Annotated in this window: 26 protein-coding genes, 2 tRNA genes and 1 other RNA gene; 17 read left to right on the plus strand and 12 right to left on the minus strand. The window is 67.3% G+C overall.

Annotated elements, in window-relative coordinates:
- Positions 1-12 precede the first annotated feature (12 nt).
- Together ACLJPX_RS42625 and ACLJPX_RS42630 are read left to right on the plus strand one after the other, a co-directional pair.
- Positions 13-882 (plus strand): class I SAM-dependent methyltransferase, encoded by an 870-nt coding sequence (locus tag ACLJPX_RS42625; RefSeq protein WP_410605850.1) that lies wholly within the window; start codon positions 13-15, stop codon positions 880-882.
- A complete protein-coding gene (locus ACLJPX_RS42630) occupies positions 879-1,058 on the plus strand; it encodes a hypothetical protein (RefSeq protein ID WP_101613765.1) in 180 nt (59 codons plus the stop codon). The genes ACLJPX_RS42625 and ACLJPX_RS42630 overlap by 4 nt, the downstream gene beginning before the upstream one ends.
- 5 nt (positions 1,059-1,063) lie before the next feature.
- On the opposite strand, the gene ACLJPX_RS42635 is transcribed toward ACLJPX_RS42630, so the two are convergent.
- The 3 genes from ACLJPX_RS42635 to ACLJPX_RS42645 all read right to left on the minus strand — a co-directional run bounded on the left by ACLJPX_RS42635 (position 1,064) and on the right by ACLJPX_RS42645 (position 4,573).
- The gene (locus ACLJPX_RS42635) at positions 1,064-1,978 is read right to left on the minus strand and encodes a hypothetical protein (protein WP_410605973.1); all 915 of its coding nucleotides are present in this window, start codon (positions 1,976-1,978) and stop codon (positions 1,064-1,066) included.
- 142 nt (positions 1,979-2,120) lie between these two features.
- Entirely contained in the window at positions 2,121-3,461 is a 1,341-nt protein-coding gene (locus ACLJPX_RS42640; RefSeq protein ID WP_410605851.1) for an ABC1 kinase family protein, read from the minus strand.
- A 77-nt stretch (positions 3,462-3,538) separates the two neighbouring features.
- Positions 3,539-4,573, minus strand: a complete 1,035-nt coding sequence (locus tag ACLJPX_RS42645; RefSeq protein ID WP_101612628.1) for a TOMM precursor leader peptide-binding protein — start codon at positions 4,571-4,573, stop codon at positions 3,539-3,541.
- 163 nt (positions 4,574-4,736) lie between these two features.
- Here ACLJPX_RS42645 and ACLJPX_RS42650 point away from each other — a divergent pair, with 163 nt between their 5' ends.
- The gene (locus ACLJPX_RS42650) at positions 4,737-5,300 is read left to right on the plus strand and encodes a M48 family metallopeptidase (RefSeq protein WP_101612629.1); all 564 of its coding nucleotides are present in this window, start codon (positions 4,737-4,739) and stop codon (positions 5,298-5,300) included.
- A 6-nt stretch (positions 5,301-5,306) separates the two neighbouring features.
- Here ACLJPX_RS42650 and ACLJPX_RS42655 read toward each other — a convergent pair whose 3' ends face one another.
- Positions 5,307-6,653 (minus strand): zinc-dependent metalloprotease, encoded by a 1,347-nt coding sequence (locus ACLJPX_RS42655; protein WP_410605852.1) that lies wholly within the window; start codon positions 6,651-6,653, stop codon positions 5,307-5,309.
- A gap of 203 nt (positions 6,654-6,856) precedes the next feature.
- Between ACLJPX_RS42655 and ACLJPX_RS42660 the strand changes: the two genes are divergently transcribed.
- Positions 6,857-7,861 carry a PDZ domain-containing protein gene (locus tag ACLJPX_RS42660; RefSeq protein ID WP_184906094.1) on the plus strand — a complete coding sequence of 335 codons (1,005 nt, stop codon included), beginning with the start codon at positions 6,857-6,859 and terminating at the stop codon, positions 7,859-7,861.
- Positions 7,862-7,991: 130 nt separating this feature from the next.
- On the opposite strand, the gene ACLJPX_RS42665 is transcribed toward ACLJPX_RS42660, so the two are convergent.
- Positions 7,992-8,540, minus strand: coding sequence for a PPA1309 family protein (locus tag ACLJPX_RS42665; protein ID WP_410605853.1), 549 nt, complete (start codon positions 8,538-8,540; stop codon positions 7,992-7,994).
- A 156-nt stretch (positions 8,541-8,696) separates the two neighbouring features.
- Between ACLJPX_RS42665 and ACLJPX_RS42670 the strand changes: the two genes are divergently transcribed.
- Together ACLJPX_RS42670 and ACLJPX_RS42675 are read left to right on the plus strand one after the other, a co-directional pair.
- Positions 8,697-11,693: a UPF0182 family protein gene (locus ACLJPX_RS42670; RefSeq protein WP_410605854.1), complete on the plus strand. Its 2,997-nt coding sequence runs from the start codon at positions 8,697-8,699 to the stop codon at positions 11,691-11,693.
- A 67-nt stretch (positions 11,694-11,760) separates the two neighbouring features.
- Positions 11,761-11,834, plus strand: a tRNA-Met gene (locus ACLJPX_RS42675).
- Between the two features lie 228 nt (positions 11,835-12,062).
- Here ACLJPX_RS42675 and ACLJPX_RS42680 read toward each other — a convergent pair.
- The gene (locus tag ACLJPX_RS42680; protein ID WP_410605855.1) at positions 12,063-13,514 is read right to left on the minus strand and encodes an FAD-dependent monooxygenase; all 1,452 of its coding nucleotides are present in this window, start codon (positions 13,512-13,514) and stop codon (positions 12,063-12,065) included.
- A 93-nt stretch (positions 13,515-13,607) separates the two neighbouring features.
- Here ACLJPX_RS42680 and ACLJPX_RS42685 point away from each other — a divergent pair, with 93 nt between their 5' ends.
- The 8 genes from ACLJPX_RS42685 to ACLJPX_RS42720 all read left to right on the plus strand — a co-directional run bounded on the left by ACLJPX_RS42685 (position 13,608) and on the right by ACLJPX_RS42720 (position 19,506).
- Positions 13,608-14,201: a TetR family transcriptional regulator gene (locus ACLJPX_RS42685; RefSeq protein ID WP_410605856.1), complete on the plus strand. Its 594-nt coding sequence runs from the start codon at positions 13,608-13,610 to the stop codon at positions 14,199-14,201.
- An 83-nt stretch (positions 14,202-14,284) separates the two neighbouring features.
- Positions 14,285-14,358 (plus strand) — tRNA-Met (locus ACLJPX_RS42690).
- Positions 14,359-14,637: 279 nt separating this feature from the next.
- Entirely contained in the window at positions 14,638-15,138 is a 501-nt protein-coding gene (locus ACLJPX_RS42695; protein ID WP_020633847.1) for a PadR family transcriptional regulator, read from the plus strand.
- Between the two features lie 66 nt (positions 15,139-15,204).
- Positions 15,205-16,308, plus strand: a complete 1,104-nt coding sequence (gene prfB, locus ACLJPX_RS42700; RefSeq protein ID WP_101612635.1) for a peptide chain release factor 2 — start codon at positions 15,205-15,207, stop codon at positions 16,306-16,308.
- Positions 16,309-16,443: 135 nt separating this feature from the next.
- On the plus strand, positions 16,444-17,133 hold the full coding sequence (gene ftsE / locus ACLJPX_RS42705) for a cell division ATP-binding protein FtsE (RefSeq protein ID WP_005168409.1): 690 nt from the start codon (positions 16,444-16,446) through the stop codon (positions 17,131-17,133).
- A 51-nt stretch (positions 17,134-17,184) separates the two neighbouring features.
- Positions 17,185-18,078, plus strand: a complete 894-nt coding sequence (ftsX, locus tag ACLJPX_RS42710; protein WP_125789209.1) for a permease-like cell division protein FtsX — start codon at positions 17,185-17,187, stop codon at positions 18,076-18,078.
- Between the two features lie 52 nt (positions 18,079-18,130).
- The gene (gene smpB / locus ACLJPX_RS42715; protein WP_101612637.1) at positions 18,131-18,613 is read left to right on the plus strand and encodes an SsrA-binding protein SmpB; all 483 of its coding nucleotides are present in this window, start codon (positions 18,131-18,133) and stop codon (positions 18,611-18,613) included.
- Positions 18,610-19,506 (plus strand): amidohydrolase family protein, encoded by an 897-nt coding sequence (locus ACLJPX_RS42720; protein ID WP_101612638.1) that lies wholly within the window; start codon positions 18,610-18,612, stop codon positions 19,504-19,506. The genes smpB and ACLJPX_RS42720 overlap by 4 nt, the downstream gene beginning before the upstream one ends.
- Here ACLJPX_RS42720 and ACLJPX_RS42725 read toward each other — a convergent pair.
- The 5 genes from ACLJPX_RS42725 to ACLJPX_RS42745 form a co-directional block, all read right to left on the minus strand.
- On the minus strand, positions 19,496-20,821 hold the full coding sequence (locus tag ACLJPX_RS42725; RefSeq protein ID WP_410605857.1) for an acyltransferase family protein: 1,326 nt from the start codon (positions 20,819-20,821) through the stop codon (positions 19,496-19,498). The genes ACLJPX_RS42720 and ACLJPX_RS42725 overlap by 11 nt on opposite strands.
- 93 nt (positions 20,822-20,914) lie before the next feature.
- Complete coding sequence (locus tag ACLJPX_RS42730) at positions 20,915-21,166, minus strand: hypothetical protein (RefSeq protein ID WP_101612640.1); 252 nt, start codon at positions 21,164-21,166, stop codon at positions 20,915-20,917.
- Positions 21,167-21,247: 81 nt separating this feature from the next.
- Positions 21,248-21,889, minus strand: coding sequence for a response regulator transcription factor (locus tag ACLJPX_RS42735; RefSeq protein ID WP_101612641.1), 642 nt, complete (start codon positions 21,887-21,889; stop codon positions 21,248-21,250).
- A 52-nt stretch (positions 21,890-21,941) separates the two neighbouring features.
- On the minus strand, positions 21,942-23,081 hold the full coding sequence (locus ACLJPX_RS42740) for a sensor histidine kinase (RefSeq protein ID WP_410605858.1): 1,140 nt from the start codon (positions 23,079-23,081) through the stop codon (positions 21,942-21,944).
- A complete protein-coding gene (locus ACLJPX_RS42745) occupies positions 23,078-23,773 on the minus strand; it encodes a sensor domain-containing protein (protein ID WP_410605859.1) in 696 nt (231 codons plus the stop codon). The genes ACLJPX_RS42740 and ACLJPX_RS42745 overlap by 4 nt, the downstream gene beginning before the upstream one ends.
- A gap of 156 nt (positions 23,774-23,929) precedes the next feature.
- Here ACLJPX_RS42745 and ssrA point away from each other — a divergent pair.
- Positions 23,930-24,302, plus strand: a transfer-messenger RNA (tmRNA) gene (gene ssrA, locus ACLJPX_RS42750).
- 2 nt (positions 24,303-24,304) lie between these two features.
- On the opposite strand, the gene ACLJPX_RS42755 is transcribed toward ssrA, so the two are convergent.
- Positions 24,305-24,943, minus strand: a complete 639-nt coding sequence (locus tag ACLJPX_RS42755) for a TetR family transcriptional regulator (protein ID WP_410605860.1) — start codon at positions 24,941-24,943, stop codon at positions 24,305-24,307.
- 80 nt (positions 24,944-25,023) lie between these two features.
- Here ACLJPX_RS42755 and ACLJPX_RS42760 point away from each other — a divergent pair, with 80 nt between their 5' ends.
- Positions 25,024-25,500, plus strand: a complete 477-nt coding sequence (locus ACLJPX_RS42760; RefSeq protein ID WP_410605861.1) for a nitroreductase/quinone reductase family protein — start codon at positions 25,024-25,026, stop codon at positions 25,498-25,500.
- Positions 25,501-25,570: 70 nt separating this feature from the next.
- On the plus strand, positions 25,571-26,827 hold the full coding sequence (locus ACLJPX_RS42765) for a DUF222 domain-containing protein (RefSeq protein ID WP_410605862.1): 1,257 nt from the start codon (positions 25,571-25,573) through the stop codon (positions 26,825-26,827).
- The last annotated feature ends 35 nt before the right edge of the window (positions 26,828-26,862 follow it).

The following is a 26,862-nucleotide window of genomic DNA, read 5'->3' on the forward strand; positions in this document are numbered from 1 at the left end:
TTCACTGGGGGAATGGCCGTACACACGCACGACGACATCGACTGGGGGGATCGGCTTCGGTCGCTTCGCATGGCCGAGGCGCTCGACGCCGAGCCGACGCGAGTGGCGGCCCGTCGGCTGCTGGATGGCATGCCGGAAGGGCCGACCATCGTCGACGTCGGCTGCGGCGCGGGCGGGATGAGCGTGCTCTTCGCCGAAGAGCTCACTGCCGCCGGTGCCAGGATCGTGCTGGTCGACGCGACCGAGCATCTGTTGGCCGAAGCGCATCGGGTCGTCAGCGCGGCCGCGGGGGACAAGGCCACCGTCGAGACGGTCCATGCCGACGTCGCCGACGGCGGATTGCCCGCCAAGCTTCCTCCCGCCGACCTCGTCTGGGCCTCACGCGTGGTGCATCACCTGCCCGATCAGCAGGCTGCGATCGACACCCTCGCCCGGCTCGCCCGCCCCGGCGGGCTGGTCGCCATCTCCGAGGGCGGCCTGGACTTCAACTGTCTCCCCTGGGACCTCGGCATCGGCCGTCCCGGGCTCGAGGGGCGATTGCTCGCCGCGCGAGGCGAGTGGTTCGCCGGGATGCGAGCAGGCATCCCCGGCTCCGTCTCGATGCCCTATGGCTGGAACATCGCGCTGCAGCGGGCGGGCCTCGAAGACGTCGATTCCTTCGGGGTGCTCATCCACCACCCGGCGCCCGGGCCGGAACTGCTGCGTGAGTTCGTCATCGAGCGAGTGACCTGGCTGACCGGGGTGGCAGGCGACCTCCTGGGCGACGACGATCGCGAAACCGTGGCCGCCCTGCTGGATCCGGCGAGCTCCGCCTTTCTCGGCGCGCGCCAGGATCTGTTCCTGCAGGGGGCGAAGACGATCCATTGTGGACGGCGGCCGTGAGCGACCAGGTCGGCTGTTCGTTGTGCGGCCGGATCCGCGGTGCCGACGAGGAGCCCGCGCAGACGCTCGCCTGGGTGTCCACCCGGGAGAAGGACGTCGTGCGCTGGATGTGCCCGACCTGCGCCCGCCGCCACACCCGCGACATCGAGGGAAAGCTGCCGGACGAGTACTGGTGAGCCCCTCAGGCGGCGTCGTCGATCCGGCCGATCGTGCGGACCTTCGGCCGCGGTGTCCGCGTCGCCTCGGCGAACGCTCTGACCAGCTCGGCCGCTACCTCCAGCGGTACCTTCTTCAGCTGGTCGATGGTGCAGCGAACCAGCACCGTCCCGGTCGCGGTCAGCGCCAGCGGGTGGAAGTTCGCGGCGCCCTGCTTCGGGGCGCGGAACTGCCAGGCCAGGCCGATGTCGTCCCACCAGGCGTCGGCGGAGCCGATGGGACGTCCTCGCCGGTCGCAGATCGTCATGTTCCAAGACGGCGAGGGCAGCGGGCATCCGCTGAGGACCTTCTTCGCCAGGCCGTGCGCGTAGGTCTCTTCAGGATCGACCCGACGCAGAGCCGCACGGACCGCGGCTGAGCCTCGCCGATTGCCGGAATCGAGCTCCTCGCTGAGTTCTTCAAGCGTGCAAAGACCCCAGTACAGCGGTAGCGAGATCAGCTCGTCGATCCGTGCCGGATCGAGCTCCAACCGGGCGAGATCGAGCGCCGCCCTGGCAGGCGGGGCGAACGGAACGCCGTCGATCAAGGTCGGCGGCGGCATCCGCGTGGTTCTTCGGGGGAGCATGCCGGGTTCCGCGGGCATTCGCCGGTAGTCGGGGACGAGGAGATGGACCTCCCGAGTCAGCGCGCAGTCCACGCCCCGGGCGCGAAGCGCGTCGGCACCCGTCACCACCACGTCCGGCCCGAACCGCGCGACGGCGGCCTGGAGCAGCTGAAGCCGGGTGGGCACCGAGTCGCGCAACAGGATCACACCCGGCATCAGCCTTCGCCAAGGACCGCCCGGACCGCACAGCTTCGCGGCGTAACGCGCGGTCACGCCTGCCTTCCGCAGCTCGCGGTTGGTGATGATGCCGGACTCGCTGGTGTTACTGAGCGCCACGAGTCGAGCGCTTCGTGTAATGGTCATGAATCGAGGATGACCGTTGGGCCGTCCGGGTGGAACCACTTCCGCGAAGTTGTGGACAACTCGCCCGAACGACCCCGATTTTGGCTCAGTTCCAACGATCCCTGTGGATAACTTCTCAGGCCGCGAAGCCCGGCTGCCACTGTTCGACGATCGCGCGGGCGGGGATCTCGGCGTCGAGCTGACAGAGGATGCCGGTCGATCCGGCGGTCACCCGGTGGATCATCAGGTACTCGGGCGGCAGGTTGAGCGAGCGGCCGATCCGGAAGTCCCGGCCTCGGGTGTCGCCGACGCGGCCCGCCTGCCGCTGCATCCAGCGGCGGGTGAAATGGAACGTTTCGCCCGCGAGCGGTTCGGTGAACGGCGCCAGGTAGGCGAGCACGTCATCGGCCTGCAGATCCGCGTCGGCCCGGATGAAGCCGGACTCCCTGAGCAGTCGCATGAGCTTCGAGGACTCGCCGTCGAGCGCCAGCCTGGTCATCTCGCCGAGGTGCTGCGGAATCCCCTCGGGCAGCCGGGACACGCCGCCGAAGTCGATCACGCACAGCCTGCCGTCGTCGGTCAGCATGAAGTTGCCCGGATGCGGGTCCGAGTGCAGGAGCCTGGCCCGTTCCGGGGACGAGTAGTGGAACTCGGTGAGCAGGCGGCCGGCGCGGTCCCGAGCCTCCTTGTCCCCGCCGGCGATGATTTTCGACAAGGGAGTGCCGGTGACCCACTCCGTGACGATGACCTTCGGCGCGCTGGCGACCACGCGGGGGATCAAGAACCCGGGGACGCTCTCGAAGGCCTTCACGAAAGCGCGCTGGTTCTGGGCTTCCGCCTGGTAGTCGAGTTCCTCGTTCATCCGCTCGGCGAGTTCCGCGAGGAGGGGTTTCACCTCGGTCCCGGGCACGAAGGCCTGGAACAGCCTGCTGAAACGCTGGAGCTGCCGGAGGTCGCTCCGCAACGCGTCGTCGGCTCCGGGGTACTGGACCTTGACGGCGACTTCGCGGCCGTCGTGCCAGGTCGCGCGGTGGACCTGGCCGATGCTCGCGGACGCGGCAGGCTTGTCGTCGAAGTCGGCGAAGCGCTGCTGCCAGGTGCGTCCCAGCTGCTCGGCGAGGACCCGGTGGGTCTGCCGGGTGGGCATGGGCGGTGCCGCAGCCTGAAGCTTCGTCAGGGCCTCGCGGTAGGGCTTCGCCATCTCATCCGGCACCGCTGCCTCGAAGACACTCAGCGCTTGGCCGAACTTCATGGCGCCGCCTTTGAGCGTGCCGAGGACCTCGAAGAGCTGCTCCGCGGCCTTGGCGGACAGCGTCGCGTTGACCTCTTCGGCACTCTGGCCGGTCAGCCGCCTGCCCCAGCCTCCGACCGCCCGGCCCGCTATGCCGAGCGGGATACTGGCCAGCTTCGCCGTTCGCGCCGCCCCGTTGCGGGGGATGGCTGCGTCACGGTCCTCGGCGTTGCGGGAGTCGGTCACCTCCGCGATTCTGCCTTGATTCACTCCGCCCGCGCAGCCTGTCGAGGGCGTGTGTGTGGGCTACGTCGCTTGTTGTGTCAGCGAGCGCCGCATCCGCACCCGGAATGCGGCGGCCAGTCGCGATGGCGGATCGTGCCGTCGAAGAAGTCGATTTCCATCGTGGCGTTCCACGAGGGCGGTGCCTGGTCGCTCGGCGAGAGAAGGCGGAGCGCCTGTGCGGCGGCCAGTGCGGCGCATGCTTGCACGGCGCCGAGGTCCGGCCGTTGCACGCGTCCGGCGAGCTGGCTCGCCACCCTGGGCCAGGACTCGTCGAGACCGGCGCGGTGCAGGTCTGCGCAGCGCAGGCAGCTGCTACGGCCGGGCACCACCAGCGGCCCGACGATGCCGACGCCGTCCCGCACGCGCACCGGCAGGTGGCTGACGCCGTCTCGGACGAGCTCGTCGACCACTTCGGGAGCGGGCACCACGGCATCGGTGAGCAGCACGAGTTCCGGCTGACGGTCCGAGTAGAGCCGGGTGGTCGACGTTTCCGCCCCGGCCCGGTGCACCACCTGTGCCATCGCCTCCCGGCGGGGCATGCCGATTTCGGCCTCGGTGTAGCCCGAACCCAGGTCACGTTCGAGCACTGTGCCCGACGCCCGGATGTCGATGTGCCCGATTCCGCCGTTCGCGAGCAGGACGGCGATGGCCACGGCCAGCCGACCGTCGCCGTGGATCGCCACCGCCGTGTGTTTGCGGCGCGCCGTCATGGCAGCTTGGTGGTGGCGGGCCCGGAGGGACCACAGTCCCGTTTCCAGCCTCGGTCTCGGCTGCTGCCGAGACTGCCCGGCATCGGTCAAGAGCCCGCGCGCCGTCAGGTCCGTCATCAGGTCCCGCAGCTGCTCGTCGTGTTCGCTCTGCGCGAGCACGATGTCGTCGGCGGCCTGTTTCCCGTCCAGCTCGCGGAGCGCTCGCGCCACCTCGGTGGCGACTCCGGCGATCACCACGGCGTGGGCGGGGTCCAGGCCGATCTGGATCTCGCCGTTTCCGCGTTCCAGCACATCCAGGCCGGGAAGCAGGGCGGGGAACTCCGGCAGGATGATCGATCGCAGATCCGGTTCGCGAAGGTTCATGATCGCAGCATCGCACTGGGCCACTAACCAACCGCTAAGAAAAACGCGAGTTATCCACAGGCTGGCCTTGTTGTGGACAACTCGAGGCTGTGACCTTTCGGCTCTCGGACTTGTCGGTGACTGGCCTTACCGTGGTCGAGTGGTCGAAGCACGGACGCCCTCATTGAGGGGCCGGGACACGACGAATCCGTCGGACACTCCCGAACACAAGGTCGAGGTACGGCGTAGCCAGCGCCGCCACCGGACCGTCACCGCGTACTGGGACGAGGACACCCTCGTCGTGCTGATCCCCGCCCGGATGACCCGGGCCGAGGAGAAGCACTGGGTAGCCGAGATGCAGCGCAAGCTGCTGCGCAAGGGCCCGAGGCAGGCCGCTCCGCCAAAGGCCTCTGACGAGGCGCTGCTGGCGCGCTGCGCCGTGCTCTCGGCGAAGTATCTGGACGGAAAGGCGATACCCGCGAGCGTTCGCTGGGTGCCGCCGATGCGCACGAGGTGGGCGTCCTGCACGCCGGTCGACGCGACGATCAGGGTCAGTGATCGCCTGCGCCGGGTGCCGGCATGGGTGCTTGATTACGTCCTCGTGCACGAACTCGCGCATTTGAAGGAACCAGGGCACAACGCGGCGTTCTGGGAGCTCGTTCGCCGTTATCCCAAGACCGAGCGCGCCATCGGCTATCTGGAGGGCCTGTCCTCCGCCGCCGGATGGGGCATCGCGACGGAGGACTGACGTGCCTCAGCTCTTGTCTTCGTCGTCCTTGGGCTTGTTCTTCTCGCGCTCGGCGCGCTCGATCTCCGCGATCGGGTCGATGCCTTCGAGGGTCGACTCGCCATCGCCGAGACGTTCGGCGAAGTCGAGCGGCTCGTCGAGGTCCTCGGCGGTCGGCATCAGGTCGGGGTGGGACCAGAGGCCGTCCCGCTTCTCGATGCCGTGCTGGTCGCCGACCAGCTTCCACAACGCGGAAGCCGCCCGCATCCGCCTGGGCCGGAGTTCGAGCCCGACCAAGGTGGCGAAGGTCTGCTCGGCCGGGCCACCCGTGGCCCGGCGACGCCGCAGCGTCTCGCGAAGCGCGTCCGCGCCAGGAAGACGGTCTCCGATGGCCTCGGCGACCACGACGTCGACCCAGCCTTCGACCAGCGCGAGCAGGGTCTCCAGCCGGTTCAGGGCCGCCTTCTGCTCGGGCGAGGTCTGCGGCTCGAGCAAGCCGGAGGACATGGCCTCTTCGATGCTGGCGGGGTTCGACGGGTCGATCTGGCCCGCGAGCTGTTCCAGCGCCGAGGTGTCGACGGAGATACCGCTCGCGAACTCCTCGACGGTGGCCAGCAGGCGCTGCCGCAGCCAGGGAACGTGGGCGAACAGCCGCTGGTGGGCGGCCTCGCGCGCGGCGATGAAGACCAGCACCTCGCTGGTCGGCAGCTCCAGGCCCTCGGTGAACTTCTCGATGTTCGCCGGCAGGAGCGCGGAGGTGGCCGCGGGGCCGAGCGGAAGGCCGACCTCGGTGGAGGTGAGGACTTCGGAAGCCAACTGAGCCAGGGCGTTACCGAGCTGGGAGCCGAAGGCCATCCCGCCCATCTGCCCCATCATCGACAGAAGCGGTCCGGCGGCCTGCTTGGCCTCCTCGGGCAGGGCTTGCACCCATGCGCCTGAGACTTGCTGGGCGACGGGGTCGCAGAGGCGCTGCCAGGTGGGCAGTGTCTTCTCGACCCAGGTGCGCGCGGACCACGCGACTGTCGTCGTGGCTCCGGCGGGCAGGATCGTCGCGGCGTCGAGCCACAGCTCCGCCAGGTGGGCGGCGTCACGGACGGCCGTGCTCGCATCTCCGCCGCTGGACGACGAGAAGCCGAGCTTGACGTCACTGTCGCTGCTGCTGAGGTTCTGCAGCGCGATCTGTTTCGCCAGGTCGTAGTTGACCGGCCCGGTCGAGCTGCCGGCCTGGCTGAGCATCTGGCCCAGCTGGCTGAGCATCTGACCGAGCTGATTGAAGGCCTCGGCGCCGGAGGGCTGGCCGCCGGAGTCCGACGGCTCGTTCTCGCCTCGTTTGTCGGGATCGGGCGGTCCGAAGCCGAACGGGGGTTTGCTCATGGCACCACCGTACGCGGGTCCCGGGACCCAGAGCTCGTCAACTGGAGTGATGCGCGTGGCCTTCACCGAGAAGCGAACACCGTCACCGTACGCTGTCACGCGTGACAGAGCCCTCGGAGGAGACCACAGCAGCGCGGAGCCGTGCGGGCTCCGCGAGTGACCAGGACCGCTCCGAACGGCGGCTGACCCGGCGCGGCTGGACGCTGCTGGTCAGCGGCGCGTTGTTCGTCGCCTTCGCGCTGGTCGGGTTCTTCATCCCGGTGCCGTACGTGGCGATCAGTCCCGGCCCGACCTACGACACCTTGGGCAAGGACGCCGCCGGGCAGTCGGTGATCCAGGTCAACGGGCACGAGATGTTCCAGACCTCCGGTGAGCTGCGGATGACGACGGTCTCCCTGCGCGATGGCGGCATCACGCTGTTCAACGCGCTCGGGCTCTGGGCGAGCGGCCGGTACGCGCTGGCGCCGCGCGAGGAGTACTTCAAGCCGGGTGAGACCAACGAGCAGGTCCGCCAGGAGAACATCCAGCAGCTGCAGGACTCGCAGACCGCCGCTCAGGTCGCCGCGCTGCGCCGCAAGTTCCCGGTGAAGGTGCTTGCGAAGACGATCGTCTCCGGCAGCCCGGCGGACAAGGTGCTCGCCCCCGGGGACCGGTTGCTGGTGGTCAACGGGAAGACGGTCACCGAGGCGACCGAGGTGCGGGCCGCGCTGAACGGGACGAAGCCCGGGCAGACCGTCCAGATCACCTTCAAATCCGACGGGCAGGCCGAGCGCACCGTGCCGCTCACGCTGGCGCAGCGGCCCGACGGCCCGGAGGGCTTCATGGGCCTGACCGCGGTGGACCGCGCCGATGTCCCCTTCGACGTGAAGATCTCGCTGCAGGACGTCGGTGGCCCGTCGGCGGGCCTGATGTTCGCGCTCGCGATCGTCGACAAGATGGAGCCCGGCGACCTCGCCGGTGGCAGGCATATCGCCGGGACGGGCGAGATCTCGGAGAAGGGCGTCGTCGGGGCGATCGGCGGCATCTCGTTCAAGGTGGTCGGCGCTCGCGAGGCCGGTGCCACCGACTTCCTCGTGCCCGCGCACAACTGCGCCGAGGCGAAGACCGCCGCGCCCGACGGCCTGAACCTGATCAAGGTGTCCACGCTGGACGAAGCGATCGCGCAGCTCGAGAACCTCAAGGCGGGACGGCCCACCGCCTCCTGCTGACCGCCGGGGGAGCAAGGGACCTTTGCTATCGCCCGCGGGGTCGACCGACGAGAGCAAGGGACCTTTGGTATCGCCCAGCCTGTTTCCTGGGGCCGGCGATACCAAAGGTCCCTTGCTCTCTTTTCGCAGGTCAGGGCTGCAAGGTTGCCTTCAGGGCTTCGAGCAGGTTAGGGGCCAGCTCCGGGTTCTCGATGATTTCGTCGACAGGGACGTCACCGGGTTCTTCGGCCTGTCCGACACCGCGAAGCCGCATGACGCACGCTCCGGAACCGTCCCGCAATACCGCGGCCACGAGCCGGGCTTCGGTGCGGCGCGGGTGGTCGGCGGCCGCCTGGCGAAGGCGTTCGGCATCGGTCTCGGGCTCGGCCGGAAGTTCGGCCTCCGCGTCCGGCGGCAGCACGATGATCTCCTGCGCGAGTGCGCAGCCCAGGACCAGATCGGGCCACGCGATCTGCGCCAGCGCTTCCCCGAGGTCGCCGTCCGGCAGGGACTCCTGGGCGACCGGCGTCAGCGGGGCCGACGGGTCGAGTTGCCCGGCCAGTTCGGGCTGTTCGTCCAGCAGCGCGGCGGTCGGGACCAGCGCGAACAACTGCGGCGGTTGATCCCATCCTCCGGAGGCGACGAACTCCTCGACTTCGCGGGCCAGGCCGGCCACACCCTGCTGCTCACTCGGTGCCATGGGCATATCGTTCCAGGCGGCCCGGACCACGGCCTTCCGAGTCCGGTTTGGGCGGGTTCCGGGAACTTCCGACGGCATCCGTAGAGTTAGAGCATCAGGGGCCGCACGCGGTACGCGCGCCCCCGCGAAAAGTTCACCAAACCAGGAGCGTGTGCAGTGGCCACTCGGCCCCCCGTGAGCCTGCCGAAGCTGTCCCGGCGCAGCCGGATACTGCTCATCATCGCCGCCGTAGTCATCCTCGCCCTGCTGCTGGGCGCGAGACTGCTCGACACCTATGTCGACTGGTTGTGGTTCGGCGAAGTCGGCGCCCGCACCGTGTTCAGCACGGTGTTGATCACCCGCGTCATCTTGTTCTTCGCCGTAGGGCTCTTGGTGGGAGGCGCGCTCGCGATCAGTTTGATGATCGCGTACCGGAGCAGGCCGGTCTTCGTGCCGATTTCCGGCAACGACGATCCGCTCGCGCGCTACCGGTCCGCGATCGTCGGCCGGATCCGCCTGTTCGGCATCGGCATCCCGGTGCTCACCGGGCTCATCGCCGGCGCGTCCGCGCAGAGCGACTGGCAGGTCGTGCAGCTGTTCTTGAACGGCACGCCGTTCGGCCAGACCGATCCCGAGTTCGGCAACGACGTCGGCTTCTACGCCTTCGACCTGCCGTTCTACAACTGGCTCCTGGGCTGGCTGTTCATCGCGGTCGTCATCGCGTTCTTCGGTGCGCTGATCTCGCACTACGTCTTCGGCGGCATCCGGCTCGCGGGCAAGGGCGGTCAGCTCGCCGGCCCGACCCGAGCCCAGCTCGCCATCACCATCGGCATCTTCGTGCTGCTGAAGGCGGTCGAGTACTACTTCGACCGCTACAACCTGCTGCTCTCCGACCGGGGATTGCCGCTGTTCGTCGGTGCGACCTACACCGACCTGAACGCGGTCCTGCCCGCGAAGCTGATCCTCCTGTGCATCTCGGTGATCTGTGCCGTCGCGTTCTTCGCCGGGGCGTTCCTGCGCAACCTGCAGCTCCCCGCGATCGCGCTGGTGCTGCTGATCCTGTCGAACGTGCTCGTCGGTGTCGCGTGGCCCGCGGTGCTCGACCAGTTCTCGGTGCGTCCCAACGCGAACGAGAAGGAATCCGCGTCGATCCAGCGCAACATGGACGCGACGCGCCAGGCGTTCGGCCTGACCAACGTCGAGTACAAGGACTACACCGGCAAGTCCGAGGCGACCTCCGCGGAGATCAAGGCGGACAAGGGGACCGTCCCGAACATCCGGCTCCTCGACCCGAACGTCCTCAGTGACACCTTCACCCAGCGCGTCGGCCGTGAAAACTTCTACGGCTTCCCGTCTAAGCTGGACATTGACCGCTACACCCTCAACGGGGTCACGCAGGACTACATCGTCGCGGCCAAGGAGATCAAGACCGAGGGCCTCACCGGCAACCAGACGAACTGGATCAACAAGCACCTCGTCTACACGCACGGAAACGGTTTCGTCGCCGCACCGGCCAACACGATCGACCGCGCGCTGAAGGACGCCAACTCCGACGGCGGCTACCCGATCGCGACCACCAGCGACACGCAGAACCCGTCGGGCGCTGGCTCGACCGACCCGACCAAGCCGGGCATCAAGGTGGACGAGCCCCGCATCTACTACGGCGAGCTCGCGAGCGACGCCGCGTACGCGATCGTCGGCGGCACGGCCGGACAGGCACCTGGCGAGTACGACACCGCCGTCGACCGCGCCTACATCTACAAGGGCTCCGGCGGCGTGCCGATCGACAACTGGTTCAACCGGCTCGTCTTCGCCGCCGAATACGGGGAACGGAACATCCTCTTCTCCGACGCCATCGGCGACGGATCCAAGATCATGTTCAACCGCGAGCCGCGGGAACGCGTCGCCAAGGCCGCTCCGTGGCTGACCCTCGACGGTGACCCGTACCCGGCGGTCGTCAACGGCAAGATCATCTGGATCGTCGACGGCTACACGACGATGAACAACTTCCCGTACGCCCAGCAGACCCAGCTCGGGCAGGCGACCAACGACTCGCTCAGCGGCACCACCCGCCAGGCGAACTCCTCGATCAACTACATCCGCAACTCGGTCAAGGCCACCGTCGACGCGTTCGACGGCACCGTGACCCTGTACGGGGTCGAGGACAACGAGCCGGTGCTGAACGCCTGGAAGAAGGTCTTCCCGGGCCTGGTCAAGCCGAGCAGCGAGATCTCCCCGGACCTGCGGTCGCACTTCCGCTATCCCGAAGACCTCTTCAAGGTGCAGCGGGAACTCCTGTCGAAGTACCACGTGAACAACCCCGCCGAGTTCTACGCTCAGCAGGCCTTCTGGAGTGTTCCGCAGGATCCGACGCAGGAAGGCGGCGTGAACGCGTCCGCCTCCGGCATCGCCAACCAGCCCGGTTACTACGTCCTGGCCACCGCGCCGGGCGACACCAGGTCGCGGTTCCAGCTCACCAGTTCGCTCACCGGTCTCCAACGTCAGTACCTGGCGGCCTGGATGTCGGTGTCCTCGGATCCCGAAGACTACGGGCGAATGAGGGTGCTGAGACTGCCCACGGGGGCGAGTGGGTCGACCCAGGTCGACGGCCCCGTCCAGGTCCAGAACAGATTCCAGAGTGACCCGCGGGTCGCGCAGGACCGGACGCTCTTCAACAACCCGAACGTCACGGTCACCTACGGAAACCTGATCACGCTGCCCGTCGCCAACGGCTTCCTCTACGTGGAACCGGTCTACATCCGGCAACGGAACCAACTGAGCTATCCGCAGCTGGCCCGCGTCCTCGTCTCCTACGGCACCAAGATCGGCTTCGCGCCGACGCTCAACGAAGCACTCGATCAGGTCTTCGGTGCCGGTACGGGTTCCGGAGTCACACCGCCTCAGACCGGCGGCACCCCAGGACCCACGACGCCGCAACCGCCGGGCACGACGACACCGCAGCCGCCTGCCGGCGGCAACCCGGCGCTCGACAAGGCCGCGGGCGACATGCACGACGCCTGGATCAAGTTCCGCGCCGCCCAGCAGTCCGGCAATTACGCCGACCAGGGAACCGCCCTCGCCGCACTCGAAGCCGCCTCCAAGGCTTACGAGTCGGCCAAGGCCAGCCCGCCGGCATCCGGTGCGCCGCCGACCTCCGGCCAGCCCGGAGGGTGACGTCGCTTACCTAAAGGGCACCTGCTTTGCGCCTGCTGGAAACGCAGGCGTAAGGTAGGTGTCACGACGCGGGGTGGAGCAGCTCGGTAGCTCGCTGGGCTCATAACCCAGAGGTCGCAGGTTCAAATCCTGTCCCCGCTACAGAGGTTGGAGGCGTGTGTCCGCGGAAACGCGGACACACGCCTCTTTCGCATTTCTACGGGGGTCGAACCCCCGGACCCCCGCCAGGAGGGCTTCGCCCCCTGGACCCCCAGGTGGTCGGTGGCGCAGGTGCCCGGAGCTGGGCCGGGGTAGCGGGGGACCTTTGGTGTCGCGGGGGAGCGAGGGACCTTTGGTATCGCCGGTCGGCGGGGGAGCGGGGGACCTTTGCTATCGCGTGCGCGTGGGGGCGGTCCAGCAGGCGTAGCCGTCGGGGCGGTACAGGACGGCCTCGGTAGAGGGCCAGGGGAGCTCTGTGACGAGCTGGGTCGTCAGCCGTGTCGAGTGGGCCCGGGCGGGCTCGACGTGGTCCTGAGTGGTCGTCAGGAGCACGAAGTCGCCCTTGTGGAAGAGCGAGCTGGGGCGAAGCGGGCCGGTCGCGGTGGTGACGTCCTGGTCGGTGAGCCGCGAGCCGAGCGCCGGATGCGACGTCCCATAGGTCGTGTAGCGGATCCCGAGACCGGAGACCATGCCCGCCAGGTACCGGTTCACCTCGGGCAGTTCGACCAGATCAGCGAAGAAGGCGCGAAGCGCGCGAGTCTCGTGAGACCGCGGAGTCAGTCCTAACTGCGCGGCGACGTTATGGAGTACCTGAGCGCCGACAGGGTGCCGTTCGGCCTCGTACGTGTCGAGCAGCTCGTCACCGGCCCAGCCGTGCACCGTCGCGGCGAGCTTCCAGCCCAGGTTCATCGCGTCCTGTACGCCCAGGTTCAACCCCTGACCACCCGCGGGGAAATGGATGTGCGCGGCATCGCCCGCCAGCAGGACCCGCTCGGCGCGGTACTGCGCCGCTTGCCGTGCCGCGTCGGAAAACCGTGACGCCCACCGGATTTCCGCCACCGTCGAGGAGGCGCCGTACGAGTCGAGCACCGCCTGCCGGACCTCGTCGTGCGAGACGGCGGACCGCATGTCCGCAGGCCGCGAGGCCCTGTCGCCGTACGTGAAGCGGTAAAGACCCGGTTCTCCCAACGGAATCAGGCCTTTGAACGTCGTTTCGCCGGTCGGCTCACCGATGTTGCGCATCGTTCGCCACTGTTTTTGCGCACCGTCAGGCACTTTGTCGAACAGGACATCCGCGACCACGCCGAAACCTTCACCGTCCACACCGGGAAAGTCCACGCCGAGTCCTTTGCGTACAACACTTCGAGATCCATCGCAGCCGACGAGGAACTTCGCGCGCAGCAGGTTCTCGCCACCGTCTGTTCGGTACCGGACAGTCACAGAGTCCTTGTCCTGCACGAAACCGATTACTTCGCTGGCGCGCAGCACCTTCGTTCCTTGTGCGGCAAGCCGTTCCTCGAGGTGCTCCTCGATCTCCGCCTGCGGAATCCCCAGCTGGTACGGGAATCGCGTGCCCCAGCCGTCGTAGCCGACGGGGATCATCGCGAAGTGCCCGTCACCGACCGTGGCGTACGAGCGGTCTTCGGCGCCGTCCAGAAGTCCCCGTAGTTCCAGCATTTCCGCAGTACGCGGCTGCAGGTTCAGCGCTTTCGACAGGCCGGTCCGCCGTGGATCCCGTTCCAGTACCACCACATCGACGCCGGCGAGCGCGAGTTCGTTGGCGAGCATCAGCCCGGTCGGCCCCGCTCCGGCCACGATCACGTCCGTCCCCAGGTTGTTCATACCACTCCTTAACGACGTTAAATTGACCTGAGCCCAGCGTGCCCTTAACATCGTTAAATTGTCAAGGCGATACGGCGGGAGGCGGGTTAAAAAGTGGGTCTGACCAGGCAGGACATCGTCCGCGCCGGGCTACGGCTGCTCAACGAAGTCGGGCTCAACGGGCTCACGCTGCGCCTGATCGCGCAGGAACTGGGGGTCAAGGCGCCGGCGCTCTACTGGCATGTGAAGAACAAGCAGGAGCTGCTCGACGAGATGGCGACGCTGATGTACGCCGACGCCATGCCCGGTCGCACGCCGGGAGTCGTGGGAGAGCGGGAGTCTCTCGAATTGGCGTCACGGCAGATGCGCCGGATGATGCTCGCTTACCGTGACGGCGCGAAGGTCTTTTCCGGAACATTCCTGACCGACGACACCCTGCTCACCGACAATCCGCTCCAGTCTCGTGTCGACGCGGGACTGAAGCAGTACCTGGTCGGACGAGCGTTGTTCACCGTCTACAGCTACGTCATCGGCTTCACCATCGAAGAGCAGGCCGTTTACCCGGTGCCGGGCGAGCGGGACCCGCGTTATGACACGACGTCCACGGTCTGGGTCTTCGACGAGGACGTCGAGGGCAGGTTCGACGACGGGCTGACCATGGTGCTCGACGGCGTCTTCGCTTGGCTGGATGACAAAGTTTCGCCATAAAGCCAGGTCAAAGGCCCTTCGGAAAGTTAAGGGTACCCCCCTGAAACCCGGTTTCGCCCCCATGTAATCTATTAACACAACGACGCGGGGTGGAGCAGCTCGGTAGCTCGCTGGGCTCATAACCCAGAGGTCGCAGGTTCAAATCCTGTCCCCGCTACAGAGAAAACAAGGCGCGGGTCTGCGGAAATCGCAGACCCGCGCCTCTTTGTTTTCCGGTTTCGTGGCGCGTGTGCCCTCCGGGTCGATCACCCGCCGTCGTTGGGCGGGGCGGGGGACGCGTACCGCTGTCCGTGGCGAAGGCCGGTTGCGCAGCGTGTCCGGTCCATTGTGGACAGGCGTAGTGCGTTGGGCCGAATGAGCGCATATCACTAGCCACAATGGACAGATGTGCTGACCACAGTGGACACAGGTTCGGAAAAGTGGGACCGTAGAGTACGTGTCCGAATTGAATGCAACAGCCGCCGCACTGCTCGGTCTTCTCCACGACGGTCCCGCCACGGGCGGGCAACTGGTCGCGGGGGCGGGTGAGCGTTTCGGCGCCTTCTTCAGCGTGACCCGCAGCCAGGTGTACCGGGAGCTCCCCGCCTTGTCGAAGGAGGGCCTCGTCCGCCTCGGCAAGCAGGGCCCGCGGTCGAGCCAGCAGTACCTCATCACCGCGGCGGGCAAGAAGGCGTTCAAGACGTGGCTGTCCTCCGAAGCCGGTCCTGACCACCTCCGCAGCCCGCTGATCCTGCGTCTCGTGCACGCCGGTTCGCTGACGGTGAAGCAGCGCTCGACCCTCCTCGAGTCGGCGCGCGCCAGCTACACCCAGCAGCTCGACGAGGCCAAGGCCGCCACCAAGGGTGCCGACGGCCCCTACGCCAAGGCGGTCGCCGAGTTCGCGCAGGCACAGGCGAAAGCGGCACTGAAACTGCTGGATTCCATCCCCCAGTCCTGACCCGGACAGGTACCCACGGCCGGTTCCCCGCAACCGGCCGTGGGTTTTGCCGTAACCTTGGCCGACGTGAGTGATGAGTTCGATGCGGCCCTGAAGGACCTGACCGGCAAGCTGACGCAGATCGAGTCGGTGATGGACCTGGACGCGCTGCGTGCCCAGGTGGCCGAGCTGGAGGAACAGGCGTCCAGCCCGAACCTCTGGGACGACCCCGAAGCGGCGCAGAAGGTCACCAGCCAGTTGTCCCACCGGCAGAGTGAGCTGCGACGCATTTCCGAGCTGCGGCAGCGGCTCGACGACCTGGGCGTCCTCTATGAACTGGCCGAGGCCGAGGGCGACTCCGCCAGCGTGACCGAGTCCGAGTCCGAGCTCACGGCGCTCACCAAGGACATCGACGGCCTCGAGGTCCGCACGCTGCTGTCGGGTGAATACGACCAGCGGAACGCCGTGATCACCATCCGGTCCGAAGCGGGTGGCGTGGACGCGGCCGACTGGGCCGAGATGCTGCTCCGGATGTACCTGCGCTGGGCGGAGCGGCACCACTACCCGACGGACGTCTACGACATCTCCTACGCCGAAGAGGCGGGCATCAAGTCCGCCACGTTCAAGGTGACCGCGCCTTACGTCTACGGCACGCTCTCGGTCGAGCAGGGCACGCACCGGCTGGTGCGCATCTCGCCGTTCGACAACCAGAGCCGTCGCCAGACCTCCTTCGCACACGTCGAGGTGATGCCCGAGGTCGAGGAGGTCGACCACGTCGACATCCCCGAGAAGGACATCCGCGTCGACGTGTACCGCTCGTCCGGCCCCGGTGGCCAGAGCGTCAACACGACGGATTCGGCGGTGCGCATCACGCACATCCCGACCGGTGTGGTCGTTTCGTGCCAGAACGAAAAGTCGCAGCTGCAGAACAAGGCGGCCGCGATGAAGGTCCTCCAGGCGCGGCTGCTGCTGCGGAAGAAGGAGGAGGAGCGCGCCGAGATGGACGCGCTCAAGGACGGCGGCTCCAGCTGGGGCAACCAGATGCGCTCCTACGTGCTGCACCCGTATCAGATGGTCAAGGACCTGCGGACCGAGTTCGAGGTCGGCAACCCGTCGTCCGTTCTCGACGGTGAGATCGACGGTTTCCTGGAGGCGGGCATCCGCTGGCGCAAGCAGTCCGGAGCCGCGTAACAACCCTGCGTGAGAGAGCAAGGGACCTTTGCTGTCACTTTCCGGAAGAGAGTGACAGCAAAGGTCCCTTGCTCGCTTGGCCGCCGGGACCGGGCTACCCGGGCTTAACGACCGACATGGGTAGTATGCCGAACCGTGATCCGGCTCGAAGAGGTTTCCAAGGTCTACAAGACCTCGACCCGTCCCGCCCTCGAAAGGGTGTCGGTCGAGATCGACAAAGGTGAGTTCGTCTTCCTGATCGGTCCCTCGGGGTCCGGGAAGTCGACCTTCCTGCGTCTCCTGCTGCGCGAAGAGGTGCCGAGCAAGGGTCGCGTGATGGTCTCCAACTTCGACGTCGCCAAGCTCGCCCGTCGCCGGGTGCCGCGTCTGCGGCAGACCATCGGCTGCGTCTTCCAGGACTTCCGCCTGCTGTCGAACAAGACCGTCGCCGAGAACGTCGCGTTCGCGCTCGAAGTCATCGGCAAGCCGCGCCCCACGATCCGCAAGGTCGTGCCCGAGGTCCTCGAACTCGTCGGCCTCGACGGCAAGGCCGACCGCCTCCCCAACGAACTCTCCGGTGGTGAGCAGCAGCGTGTCGCGATCGCCCGCGCGTTCGTGAACCGCCCGCTCGTGCTGCTCGCCGACGAACCGACCGGGAACCTGGACCCCGACACCAGCCAGGACATCATGTTGCTGCTGGAGCGGATCAACCGCACCGGCACGACGGTGCTGATGGCCACCCACGACCATTCGATCGTGGACTCGATGCGGCGAAGGGTCGTCGAGCTTCAGCTCGGCAAGGTCATCCGTGACGACGCCCGAGGCGTCTACGGCATCGGCCGCTGACCGGCCCCGCCCTCCTCCGTAACCCACGACTTCCAAGGGACAGCAACCCCGATGCGCGCCAGTTTCGTCTTCAGCGAGGTAGTCACCGGCCTGCGCCGGAACGTCACGATGACCATCGCGATGATCCTCACCACCGCGGTCTCCCTCGCCATGCTCGGCTTCGGTCTGCTGGCCGTCGGAACGATCGACAAGATGAAGGCCAACTTCCTCGCCGACGTCGAGGTTTCGGTCTATCTGGTCAACGACATCAGCTCGGGTGACCCGAACTGCTCGCAGTCCGCCTGCCAGTCGCTGCGCCAGGACCTCCAGGGCAACGACGGCGTCGAGTCCGTCGTGTTCGAGAACCGCGAGCAGTCCTACGAGCGGTTCAAGAAAATGTTCGAGAGCCAGCCGGAACTGCTCGCGCTGACCGGGCCGGAGGCGCTGCCCGCGTCCCTGCACGTGAAGCTGAAGAACCCGGAACGCAGCCAGGCGATCATCCAGGAGTACACCGGCAAACCCGGCGTCAGCAAGGTCGACGACCAGCAGAAGGCGCTGGACCGCGTGTTCAACGCGCTCAACGGTGTGCGGAACCTGGCCTTCGGCGCCGCGCTGATCATGGCCATCGCCGCGCTGCTGCTGATCGCCAACACGATCCAGGTGTCGGCGTTCACCCGGCGCACCGAGGTCGGCATCATGCGCCTGGTCGGCGCGACCCGCTGGTACACGCAGCTGCCGTTCCTCCTGGAGGCGGTGGTCGCCGGCCTTGTCGGTGCGATCATCGGCATCGTCTTCCTCGTGCTCACCAAGGTGCTGTTGCTCGACTTGGTGCTCACCGGTGACGTGTTCCCCGCGGTCGGCATGCTCGAATTGCTGTTCCCGGTGGCGCCGATCCTGCTCGCCGTCTCGGTCATCATTTCGGCGATCACCGGCTACGTGACGCTGCGCCTGTACGTGCGCCACTAGCCGCCCCGATAACCACCTGCCCGAACACAGAAACTCACGTAGAGTCGCCGTTATGCCCAAGGAACGTGGACACAAGGTGATCGTGTCGAACCGCAAGGCTCGCCACGATTACTCCATCCTCGATACCTACGAAGCCGGTCTCGTGCTCGTCGGTACCGAGGTGAAGAGCCTGCGTGAAGGACGGGCATCACTGGCCGACGCGTTCGCCACGGTGGACGACGGCGAGGTCTGGCTGCGCAACGTGCACATCCCGGAGTACGTGCAGGGCACCTGGACGAACCACACGCCGCGGCGCACCCGGAAACTGCTGCTGCACCGCCAGGAGATCGAGCGGCTCATCGGCAAGACCAAGGAGAGCGGGCTTTCCCTGGTCCCGCTGTCGATGTACTTCAAGGACGGCAAGGTCAAGGTCGAGATCGCGCTGGCCAAGGGCAAGAAGTCCTACGACAAGCGCCAGGACATCTCGAAGCGTGACGCGGACCGCACCATCAGCCGGGCCCTGGGCCGGGCGCTGAAGGGCCGGTACAACGATTGATCCACGGACCCGCCTCGGACGCCGAGATCCCCGGGTGGATCTCGGCGCTGGGCATCGACGGGCTCGTGGACCTTCACCTGCACTTCCTGCCGAAGCCGGTGATGGACAAGGTGTGGGCCTACTTCGACCAGGCCGAAGAGCACTACGGCATGGCCTGGCCGGTGCACTACCGGACGTCGGAAGAAGAGCGGATCGCAACGCTGCGCTCGTTCGGCGTGCGCAAGTTCGCGCCGCTGGTCTATCCGCACAAGCCGGGGATGGCGGAATGGCTGACGTCCTGGGCGCTGGAGTTCGCCGAACGCGTCCCGGACGCCGTGCCGACGGGCACCTTCTACCCGGAGCCGTCGGCGTTGTCCGTTGTGGACGGTGCGCTGCGCGCGGGCGCCCGCTGCTTCAAGGCGCACGTCCAGGTCGGCGCCTACGACCCGCGTGACGAGCTGCTGGACGGCGTCTGGGGCGCGTTGGCGGACGCGGGCGTCCCGGTGGTCGTCCACTGTGGACACGGACCGTTGAAGGGCGCCTACACCGGGCTACGACTGTTCGAAGAGATCCTCGTGCGGCATCCCGCTCTGACGCTGGTGCTCGCGCACGCCGGCATGCCGGAGATCGACTTCGCCTTCGAGCTGGCACGGAAGTATCCGCGCGTGTACCTCGACACCACGATGGTCGGGGTGGAGTTCACCGAGCGCGGCAACCCGCTCCCACCGGACTGGACGGACCTGCTGGCGGAGTTCCCGGATCGCGTCGTCCTCGGCACCGACTTCCCCAACATCCCGTACTCCTACGCCACACAGCTGCAGGCGATCGCCGGCTGGGCCGCCGACGATCGCCTGGGTGAGCCGTTCCTGCGAGCGGTGCTGCACGACACCCCCGCGAAACTGCTCAGCGTTTGAGCTGGGCCACCTCGGTGACGGCCACCGCGCGGCCGAGCAGTCGCGTCCCCAGGTCCGAGACCGGGATCTGCTTGCCCGCCAAGAGGAATCCGCCCGTCGCCAGCGCGACCCACGGCACCGGGCCCTGCGCGAGACCGTCGCTCAGCGGGGCGAAACCGTGCGCGGCCAGTCCGAGCAGGCCGCCGGCGATCGCCAGTCCGGCCACGACGAGCTGAGGCGTCTGCGCGGTCGAAGCCGGGCCGGAGCTCTGCGTTTCGAAGCGGGCGAAGAGCCGCAGGAGACCGAGCAGCACCAGCCCGCAGGCACCGAGCCAGGCCGGGACCATCGTCAGCCACAGCACGGAACCCGGTTCGGGGGTCTCGTAACCCAGGCCGTAGACCGCGACGCCGGAGACGACGATCAGGGCGGGCATGTGCCACAGGTAGACGCTCATGAACCGCGGGCCGATCCACTTCAGGGCGGCGTCCAGGTTCGGGCGGGCGGCCAAGGCGTTCAGCTGCGGTTTGAAGGCCAGCAGGAGCCCGATCTGGCCGATCGCGAGGAAGGCCAGCAGCACGGTCGGCGGGCTCATGTTCGACACCGGGGCGCCCGGCATGCCGATCATGCTCGCGGGGTACGGACCGAAGGCGACCATCAGCGCGGTGATGCCGAAACCGGCGGCGGACATGCCCAGCGCGGCGTTGCGGCTCAGCGCGCCGAGACGGCCCTGGGTGTAGTGGAAACCGAGTTGGTGCACGGCCATCCAGACGAAGACGGCGTTCGCGAAACCGATCAGGCCGAGGTCGTTGAAGCGGGCGACGTCGACGAGGACGGCGGCGGCGAGCATCACGAGCGGGACCTTGAGACCCCAGCGGCGATGCGCCGCGGCCAGCATCGGGGTGAGCAGCACGGTGAGCACGTACACGGCCAGGAACCACAGCAGCTGCGCGGCGATCGCACCGCCGACCTGAAGCGGCTGCTCCGGGATCCCCATGCCCCGCAGGATGTCCGGGACGAAGAGCCAGACGGCCACGAGCGGCAGCACCGGGATCATCAGCCGCTTGAGGCGGGCCGCGAGCCAGGACCGCGAACTTTCCGCGCGGCCCAAGGAGATCAGGTTCGCCGCGCCACCGGCGAAGAAAACCAAGGGCATTACTTGCGACAGCCAGGTCAAAACCCACCAGCCGGGCGTCGCGAGGGCGTTCCCGGTGGAGAGATGGCCGTCGGCGTAGGAGAGCACCGGCATGCCCCAGTGCTGGACGACGACCGCGAGGATCGCGACCGCTCGGACGATGTCCAGGAACCTGTCGCGGCCCTGTTTCTGGCTCGTGTGCATGGAAATGAGCCTGGTGCTTCAGGGCCGCGAAAACAGCGGGGTGGGCCGCCGTATCGATCTTCCGGTTTTCGCCCTTCGAAGGTGGAGTTTTCCCTACCCCACACCGTCCGATTCGGGCTCCGGCCGTGGCGCGGGCTCCGGAACCGGGGCGGAACACAGCCGGAACTCCCAGCAGTCGTCCTCGGCGCGGCCGAGTTCGTACCGGGTTTCGATCTTGGGCCCGTCGTGCAGATGGACGTGCTTGAGAACGGTGCCCGCGACCGGCTCGGTGTCACCGAGTTCCTGGACACGTCCGTCGAGTGGCCCGCCGAAGAAGCGGGCGCTGTGGGAGGGCCGGTCGGTCATGGGTCCTCCTCGGTTCGGCTCGTCACTCACCAACAGTCTGCCCATGTTAGGTGAGTGACGGCTTCGCCACCAAGAGCTACTTCAGCGTCCTAAGTAAGTGAGGACCGCGCGGACGCGGCGATGTTCTTCAGAGCTCGCTTCGAGGCCGAGCTTGGAGAAGATGTTGCCGATGTGCTTCTCGACGGCGCCGTGCGAGACGACGAGCGAGTTCGCGATGGCGTTGTTGGACAGCCCCTGCGCCATCAGCCCGAGCACCTCGGATTCGCGCGCGGTGAGCGCGTCGAGGGGGTTCTTGCGGCCTCGGGCCATCAGTTGCGCGATGACGTCCGGGTCGATGGCCGTGCCGCCGCCGGCGACGCGCTTGACCGCGTCGAGGAAATCCCCGACGTCGGCGACGCGTTCCTTGAGCAGGTAACCGACTCCGCCCGCGCCGCCGGACAGGAGCTCGACGGCGTAGCTCTCTTCGACGTACTGCGACAGCACCAGAACGGGCAGTCCGGGGATCGCCTCACGGGCACCCAACGCCGCGCGCAGGCCCTCGTCGGTGAAGGTGGGCGGCATCCGTACGTCGACGATCGCGAGATCCGGCCGGTGTTCCTTGACCGCGCCCAGCAGATCGTCGCCGTTGTCCACGGCCGCGACGGTCTCGATCTTCTCGTCGGCGAGCAGCCGGATCACCCCCTCGCGCAACAGAACCGCGTCCTCGGCGATGACAACCCGCATCCTGCCCCCAGCGTCGTGAGTGAATGGCAGAGCCTATTCACTCACGAGCGGGTCACCATTGACACGGCAGGTCCGCGCGAATCACCGTCGGGCCACCGGGCGGGCTGACGACGGTGATGACGCCGTCGATCGTGGCCGCGCGGTCGGCGAGACCGGCGAGACCGCCGCCGGGCCGGACCTCGGCGCCACCGTGGCCGTTGTCGGTGATCTCGACGATCACCATCGAGTCGGAGCGCCACACCTTTACGCCTGCTTCGGTCGCTCCGGCGTGCTTCGCGATGTTCGTCAGCGTCTCGCCGACGATGAAGTACGCCGTCGTCTCGACCGCGGCGGGCGGCCGCGGCTCGACGTCCACCTGGACGTCGACGTGGATGGGGGACTTCGCGGCCTGCGCGGACAGCGCCGCGTCGAGGCCCCGGTCGCCGAGGACGGCGGGGTAGATGCCCCGGGCGAGGTCGCGCAGTTCCGACACCGCGAGCTTGGCGTCGAGGTGCGCTTCGTCGATCAGATCGCGGACGGCGTCCGGATCGTTGTCGAACTTCGACTTCGCGCGGCCGAGGCTCATGGCGACGGCGACCAAGCGCTGCTGCGCGCCGTCGTGCAGGTCACGCTCGATGCGGCGGCGTTCGGCCTCGGCGGCGTCGACGCCACGAGCCCGCGACGCCTGCAGCCGCTCGGCCTTCTGCTCCAGCCGCTGCGTGCGGTTCGGGCCGAGGAAGGTGAACGCCAGGTTGCCGTGCAGCCAGCCGATCCACGGCGTCACCCAGATCGCCATCGGCAGCAGCACGATGGACGCCAGCGCGATGGGGAGTTCCAGGCAGGCCAGCGGGAACGCCACCATCAAGTACGCGAGGTCGCGCCAGGTCGTCGGGTCCGTCAGCCGGGTCAGCCAGCGCTTGACCAGCGAAAGACCCTCCAACGGGAGGCGTTCGACCGGCTCCAGCGGGGTGCCGAGCATCTTCCGCGCCCAGCCGCGCTCGCGGTCGGCGGACCAGCGGATGAAGTTGGTCGTGGCCAAGAGGATCGGGAAGCCGATCCACACCGCCACCGTCGCGATGCCGACCGACAGGCCGGTGATGATCAAGACGAACTGGAGCAGCCGCAGGACGAAGCTGACGATCATGTAGACGATCGACTTCAAGGGCCGCGGACGCGGAATCTCGACGTGCTGGATCTGCTGGTCGACCGTCATCCGTTCACCGTGCTCATCGTCGGAACCTCGCCCCATGAATCCTCCAGACGGCGGCGCTGGGCGTGAGTGGGCCCGAGCAGCGCCGTCGCCAGCCGGGCGTGCATCCCGGCCAGCGCCTTCGTCAACGCTACCGAGAGCGCGATGCACAGCACACCGAGAGCGGCCCAAGGCAAGGCCGAGACCGTCGAGTCGACGGTGAACCACGGAACGTCCCAGTTCGGGAAGCGGTACGCGCCGCCCGGCAGGAACCGGTAGTAGATCGGCAGGCCGACGAGGCCGAGACTGGTCGACCAGAACGCCGTGACCAGGACGAACTCGATGATCCCGAGCGGGAAGAGCAGGAAGAAGTAGCCGAGGTCGCGCCAGGTCGAGCCGTCCTTCAACCGCGCCTTCCACCGCACCGACTGGCCGGCGGCGGGCAACGGGAGGTACGGCAGGTCGATGTAGCGGTCGAGCAGCGCGTACACCCTGGCGCGTTCCATCCGGGCCGCCCCGCGGACCGACAGGATCACCAGCGCGAGGATGGGCAACCCGATCCAGACGATCGCCGTGCCGATGCCCGCCCAGATGAACGCCATCAGGAGCGCGAACGCGCACACACCCATCGGAAGGTTCATCAGCAGGTAGGCCAGTGAGCCGCCGAACGACGGATCGGACTTGCTCAGCTCCCGCTCGGCCGCTAGCGAACTCATGGTCGTGCTCCTCTCCGGGGTCGATGGCACAAGCATCGTCCCCCGGAGAGGTGGGCGACATGGTGCCCGCGGGCATCTCCCGGGTGGGGCTAGCCCCACCTGCGGGATCAACCCGGTTGCCGGGCGCGTTATGCTGTACAGGTTGTGTCCCACCAAGGGGGTGAACGGTTTCGACTTTGGACGTTGAATCAGGAGAAGCGTGCCGGTGCAGGCGAGAGACCACCGTAAGCGTCATCGCAAACCAATAAGCGCCGAGCCTACGAGCCAGCGCGAGTTCGCTCTTGCTGCCTAAGCAGTAGAGTGACTCTGTCGGTCCGGGGTTGCCTCCGACCCGGTCACCGGCATCAGCTAGGAGGCTTACCGCCGCACTCGGCTACGGGGTGTGGTTGGGAAGCAAACAGTGGCTGGGCTCGTCACTTCAGCTTGTTCGCGTGACTGAAGGGGCCAAGTAGAGACATAGCGGACTGCGCACGGAGAAGTCCTGGTGACACGCCAGAGGACCCGGGTTCAATTCCCGGCACCTCCACCGTCTCACGGAAGCGGCCTTACCCCTCGGGGTGAGGCCGCTTCTTCGTGTGCGGGGTAGTCGAGGCCTGCTGACAGCAGGTCGAACGCCTGCCCGGTCAGTTCGGATTCCGGCGCCTGACGGCCGGCGGTGCGCCAAGCAGCTACTGCCGTCTGCACCGAGTAGAGCGCTACCGAGGCCACAAGGTACGGCCGGGGATCCATGGCCGGGTCGACCCCCATCCGGGCGCCGATCAGCTCCGCCACCGTGTCGAACCGGGCGGTGCCCCGCTCGATCCGCGCGGCCGTCAGTGCCGGGCTTACCGAGATCAAGTTCTGCAGGCTGTGGAAGCGCGCCTCGGCCTCGTACGCCCGCACGACTTCGACCGTGGCCGTCCGCAACGCGGTCAGCACCGGCATGTCGGCCGGTTGTGCGGCGAACGCTTCGAGTATCGCCGTGATCTGCTCGTCCGCGAGTGACAGCGCGACGTCTTCCTTCGAGGTGAAGTACCGGAAGAACGTCCGTGACGAAACCTCTACCGCCTCGGCGATCTGGTCGATGGTCGTGGCCTCGAAGCCGTTGGCGCAGAACAACTCGTGGGCCGCGTCGATCAGCGCCTCCCGGGTCCGCTGTTTCTTCCGCTCCCGCAGGCCGGGCTTTTCCATGTCGGCCAGCTTACGGCATTACGTCACGCCCAGGCTTTTGTCAGTTGACGACAGTTGGCATCAAGTGACACGATGGCGGCATGTCAAAGCCGCCTTCGCCGACGTCTCGTTGCTGGAAGCTGCTTCGGCAGCTGGCGCGGTTCAACACGTTCCTGTTCCGCAAAACCGGCGGCAAGGTGGGCGGGTCGTACTTCGGCGGCGCGCCTGTCCTGCTGCTCCACCATGTCGGCCGCAAGTCCGGCCAGGCCCGGATCAGTCCCTTGATCTATCTCGACGACTCGCCGCGGCTGGTCATCGTGGCATCGAAGGGCGGCGTGGACGCGCACCCGGCGTGGTTCCACAACTTGATGGCGATGGCGACCACCGAGGTGGAGTTGCCCGGTGGCGAACGCAGAAGAGTCCGTCCGCGTGTCGCCGAGGGGGTGGAGCGGGACCGTTTGTGGGATCGGGTGGTGGCGATCTACAAGTCCTACGCGACCTATGCGACTTATACCGAGCGGAAGATTCCTGTGGTGGTGCTCGAACCTGCCGACGTCGGGGTTCACCGCGCCGAGTGAATTGCGCGCTTGGGGGTGTCACATGAATATGCGATAGCACACCTGTTCGAACGGGAGTAATGTCGATCCCGTGGCCAGCGACGATGCATCCCAGACGACACCCGCCGAATGGTGGCGTGTCGATACTGCGACGCTGCATGCCCGTAAACAGGAACTCGAAGTTTTGAAGCGGCAATTGGATGCTGAGCAGAACGCGATTCTCGCGGAAATCAATATCCGTGGGGTTCGTGGGTGCAGTGGTCATGCGACGTTGTCGGCGATGATTTTCGAGGACTTCCTTGTGACTGGCAAGGAAGCGGATGCTCGCGCTGACCGGGTGTTGGCGTTGCATGCCGGGGTGGCGGTGGGTGGTGATCGGGTGCCGCCACTGGCTCCGCTGACCGCTGATGCTGCGGCGGAGGGTGCGATCGGTGGTGCGCAGATCGACGCGATCATCCGCACCCTGGCGCGTATCCCGTCTTTCGTCCCGGAAGAGGAGGTGCGGGGTGGGGAGAAGATTCTTGTGGATCTGGCCCGGCATGCCGGGCCTCGTCAGATCGCCCAAGCTGGACGGAGACTCCTGGACAAGCTCGATCCCGATGGGAAAGCACCCCGCGACGAGAACCCGAAGGACACGCGTCCGGAGTTGCGGTTCGTCAAGCACCGCAACGGCACCCTGGGTTTGAAGGGCACTCTGGATCTGGAGACCTACGCGCGGTTGAAGTCCGACCTGGACCCGATGGCCAAACCGCACAAGGCCATCGACGGAGTCCGGGACTCTCGCACTCAGGATGAACGCTACGGGGATGCTTTCACCGACTATGTGCGATTGAAGACCACGAGCCGGAACCTTCCCGGCCAGGCGGGCGAGGCCACCCACATCCTCGTCACCATGTCCTACGAAGACCTCGTCCGGGACATCGGCGAAGCGCATTTGGATCTGGTCGGGCCGATCAGCGCCACCGACGCCCGCATCCTCGCCTGCGACGCCCGTGTCCGGCCCGGCGTTCTCGGTACAGCTGGGGAACCTCTCGACATCGGCCGCTCCAAACGCACCGTTTCCCTTGCTCAGAAATACGCGCTCACCATCCGCGACGGCGGGTGCGCCTTCCCAGGCTGCGACATGCCCGTGCCTCGTTGTACGGCTCACCATATTGTTTTCTGGCGGCACCATGGCGAAACCAAAATTGACAACCTGGTCCTGCTCTGTACCAAGCATCACCGGCTCATCCACCACAGCGAATGGAAAGTCCAGATCGCCCAAGACGGACTACCCGAATTCACCGCACCCGCCTACCTCGACCCCATCGGAGAACCGAGGCGCAACACCATGCACCTCAGGACATGAACCGACCCGCTTGGCCGCCTATTCGGGCATCAGGG

Source organism: Amycolatopsis sp. lyj-90 (assembly GCF_046549035.1).
In the GTDB taxonomy this organism is placed as follows: Bacteria; Actinomycetota; Actinomycetes; order Mycobacteriales; family Pseudonocardiaceae; genus Amycolatopsis.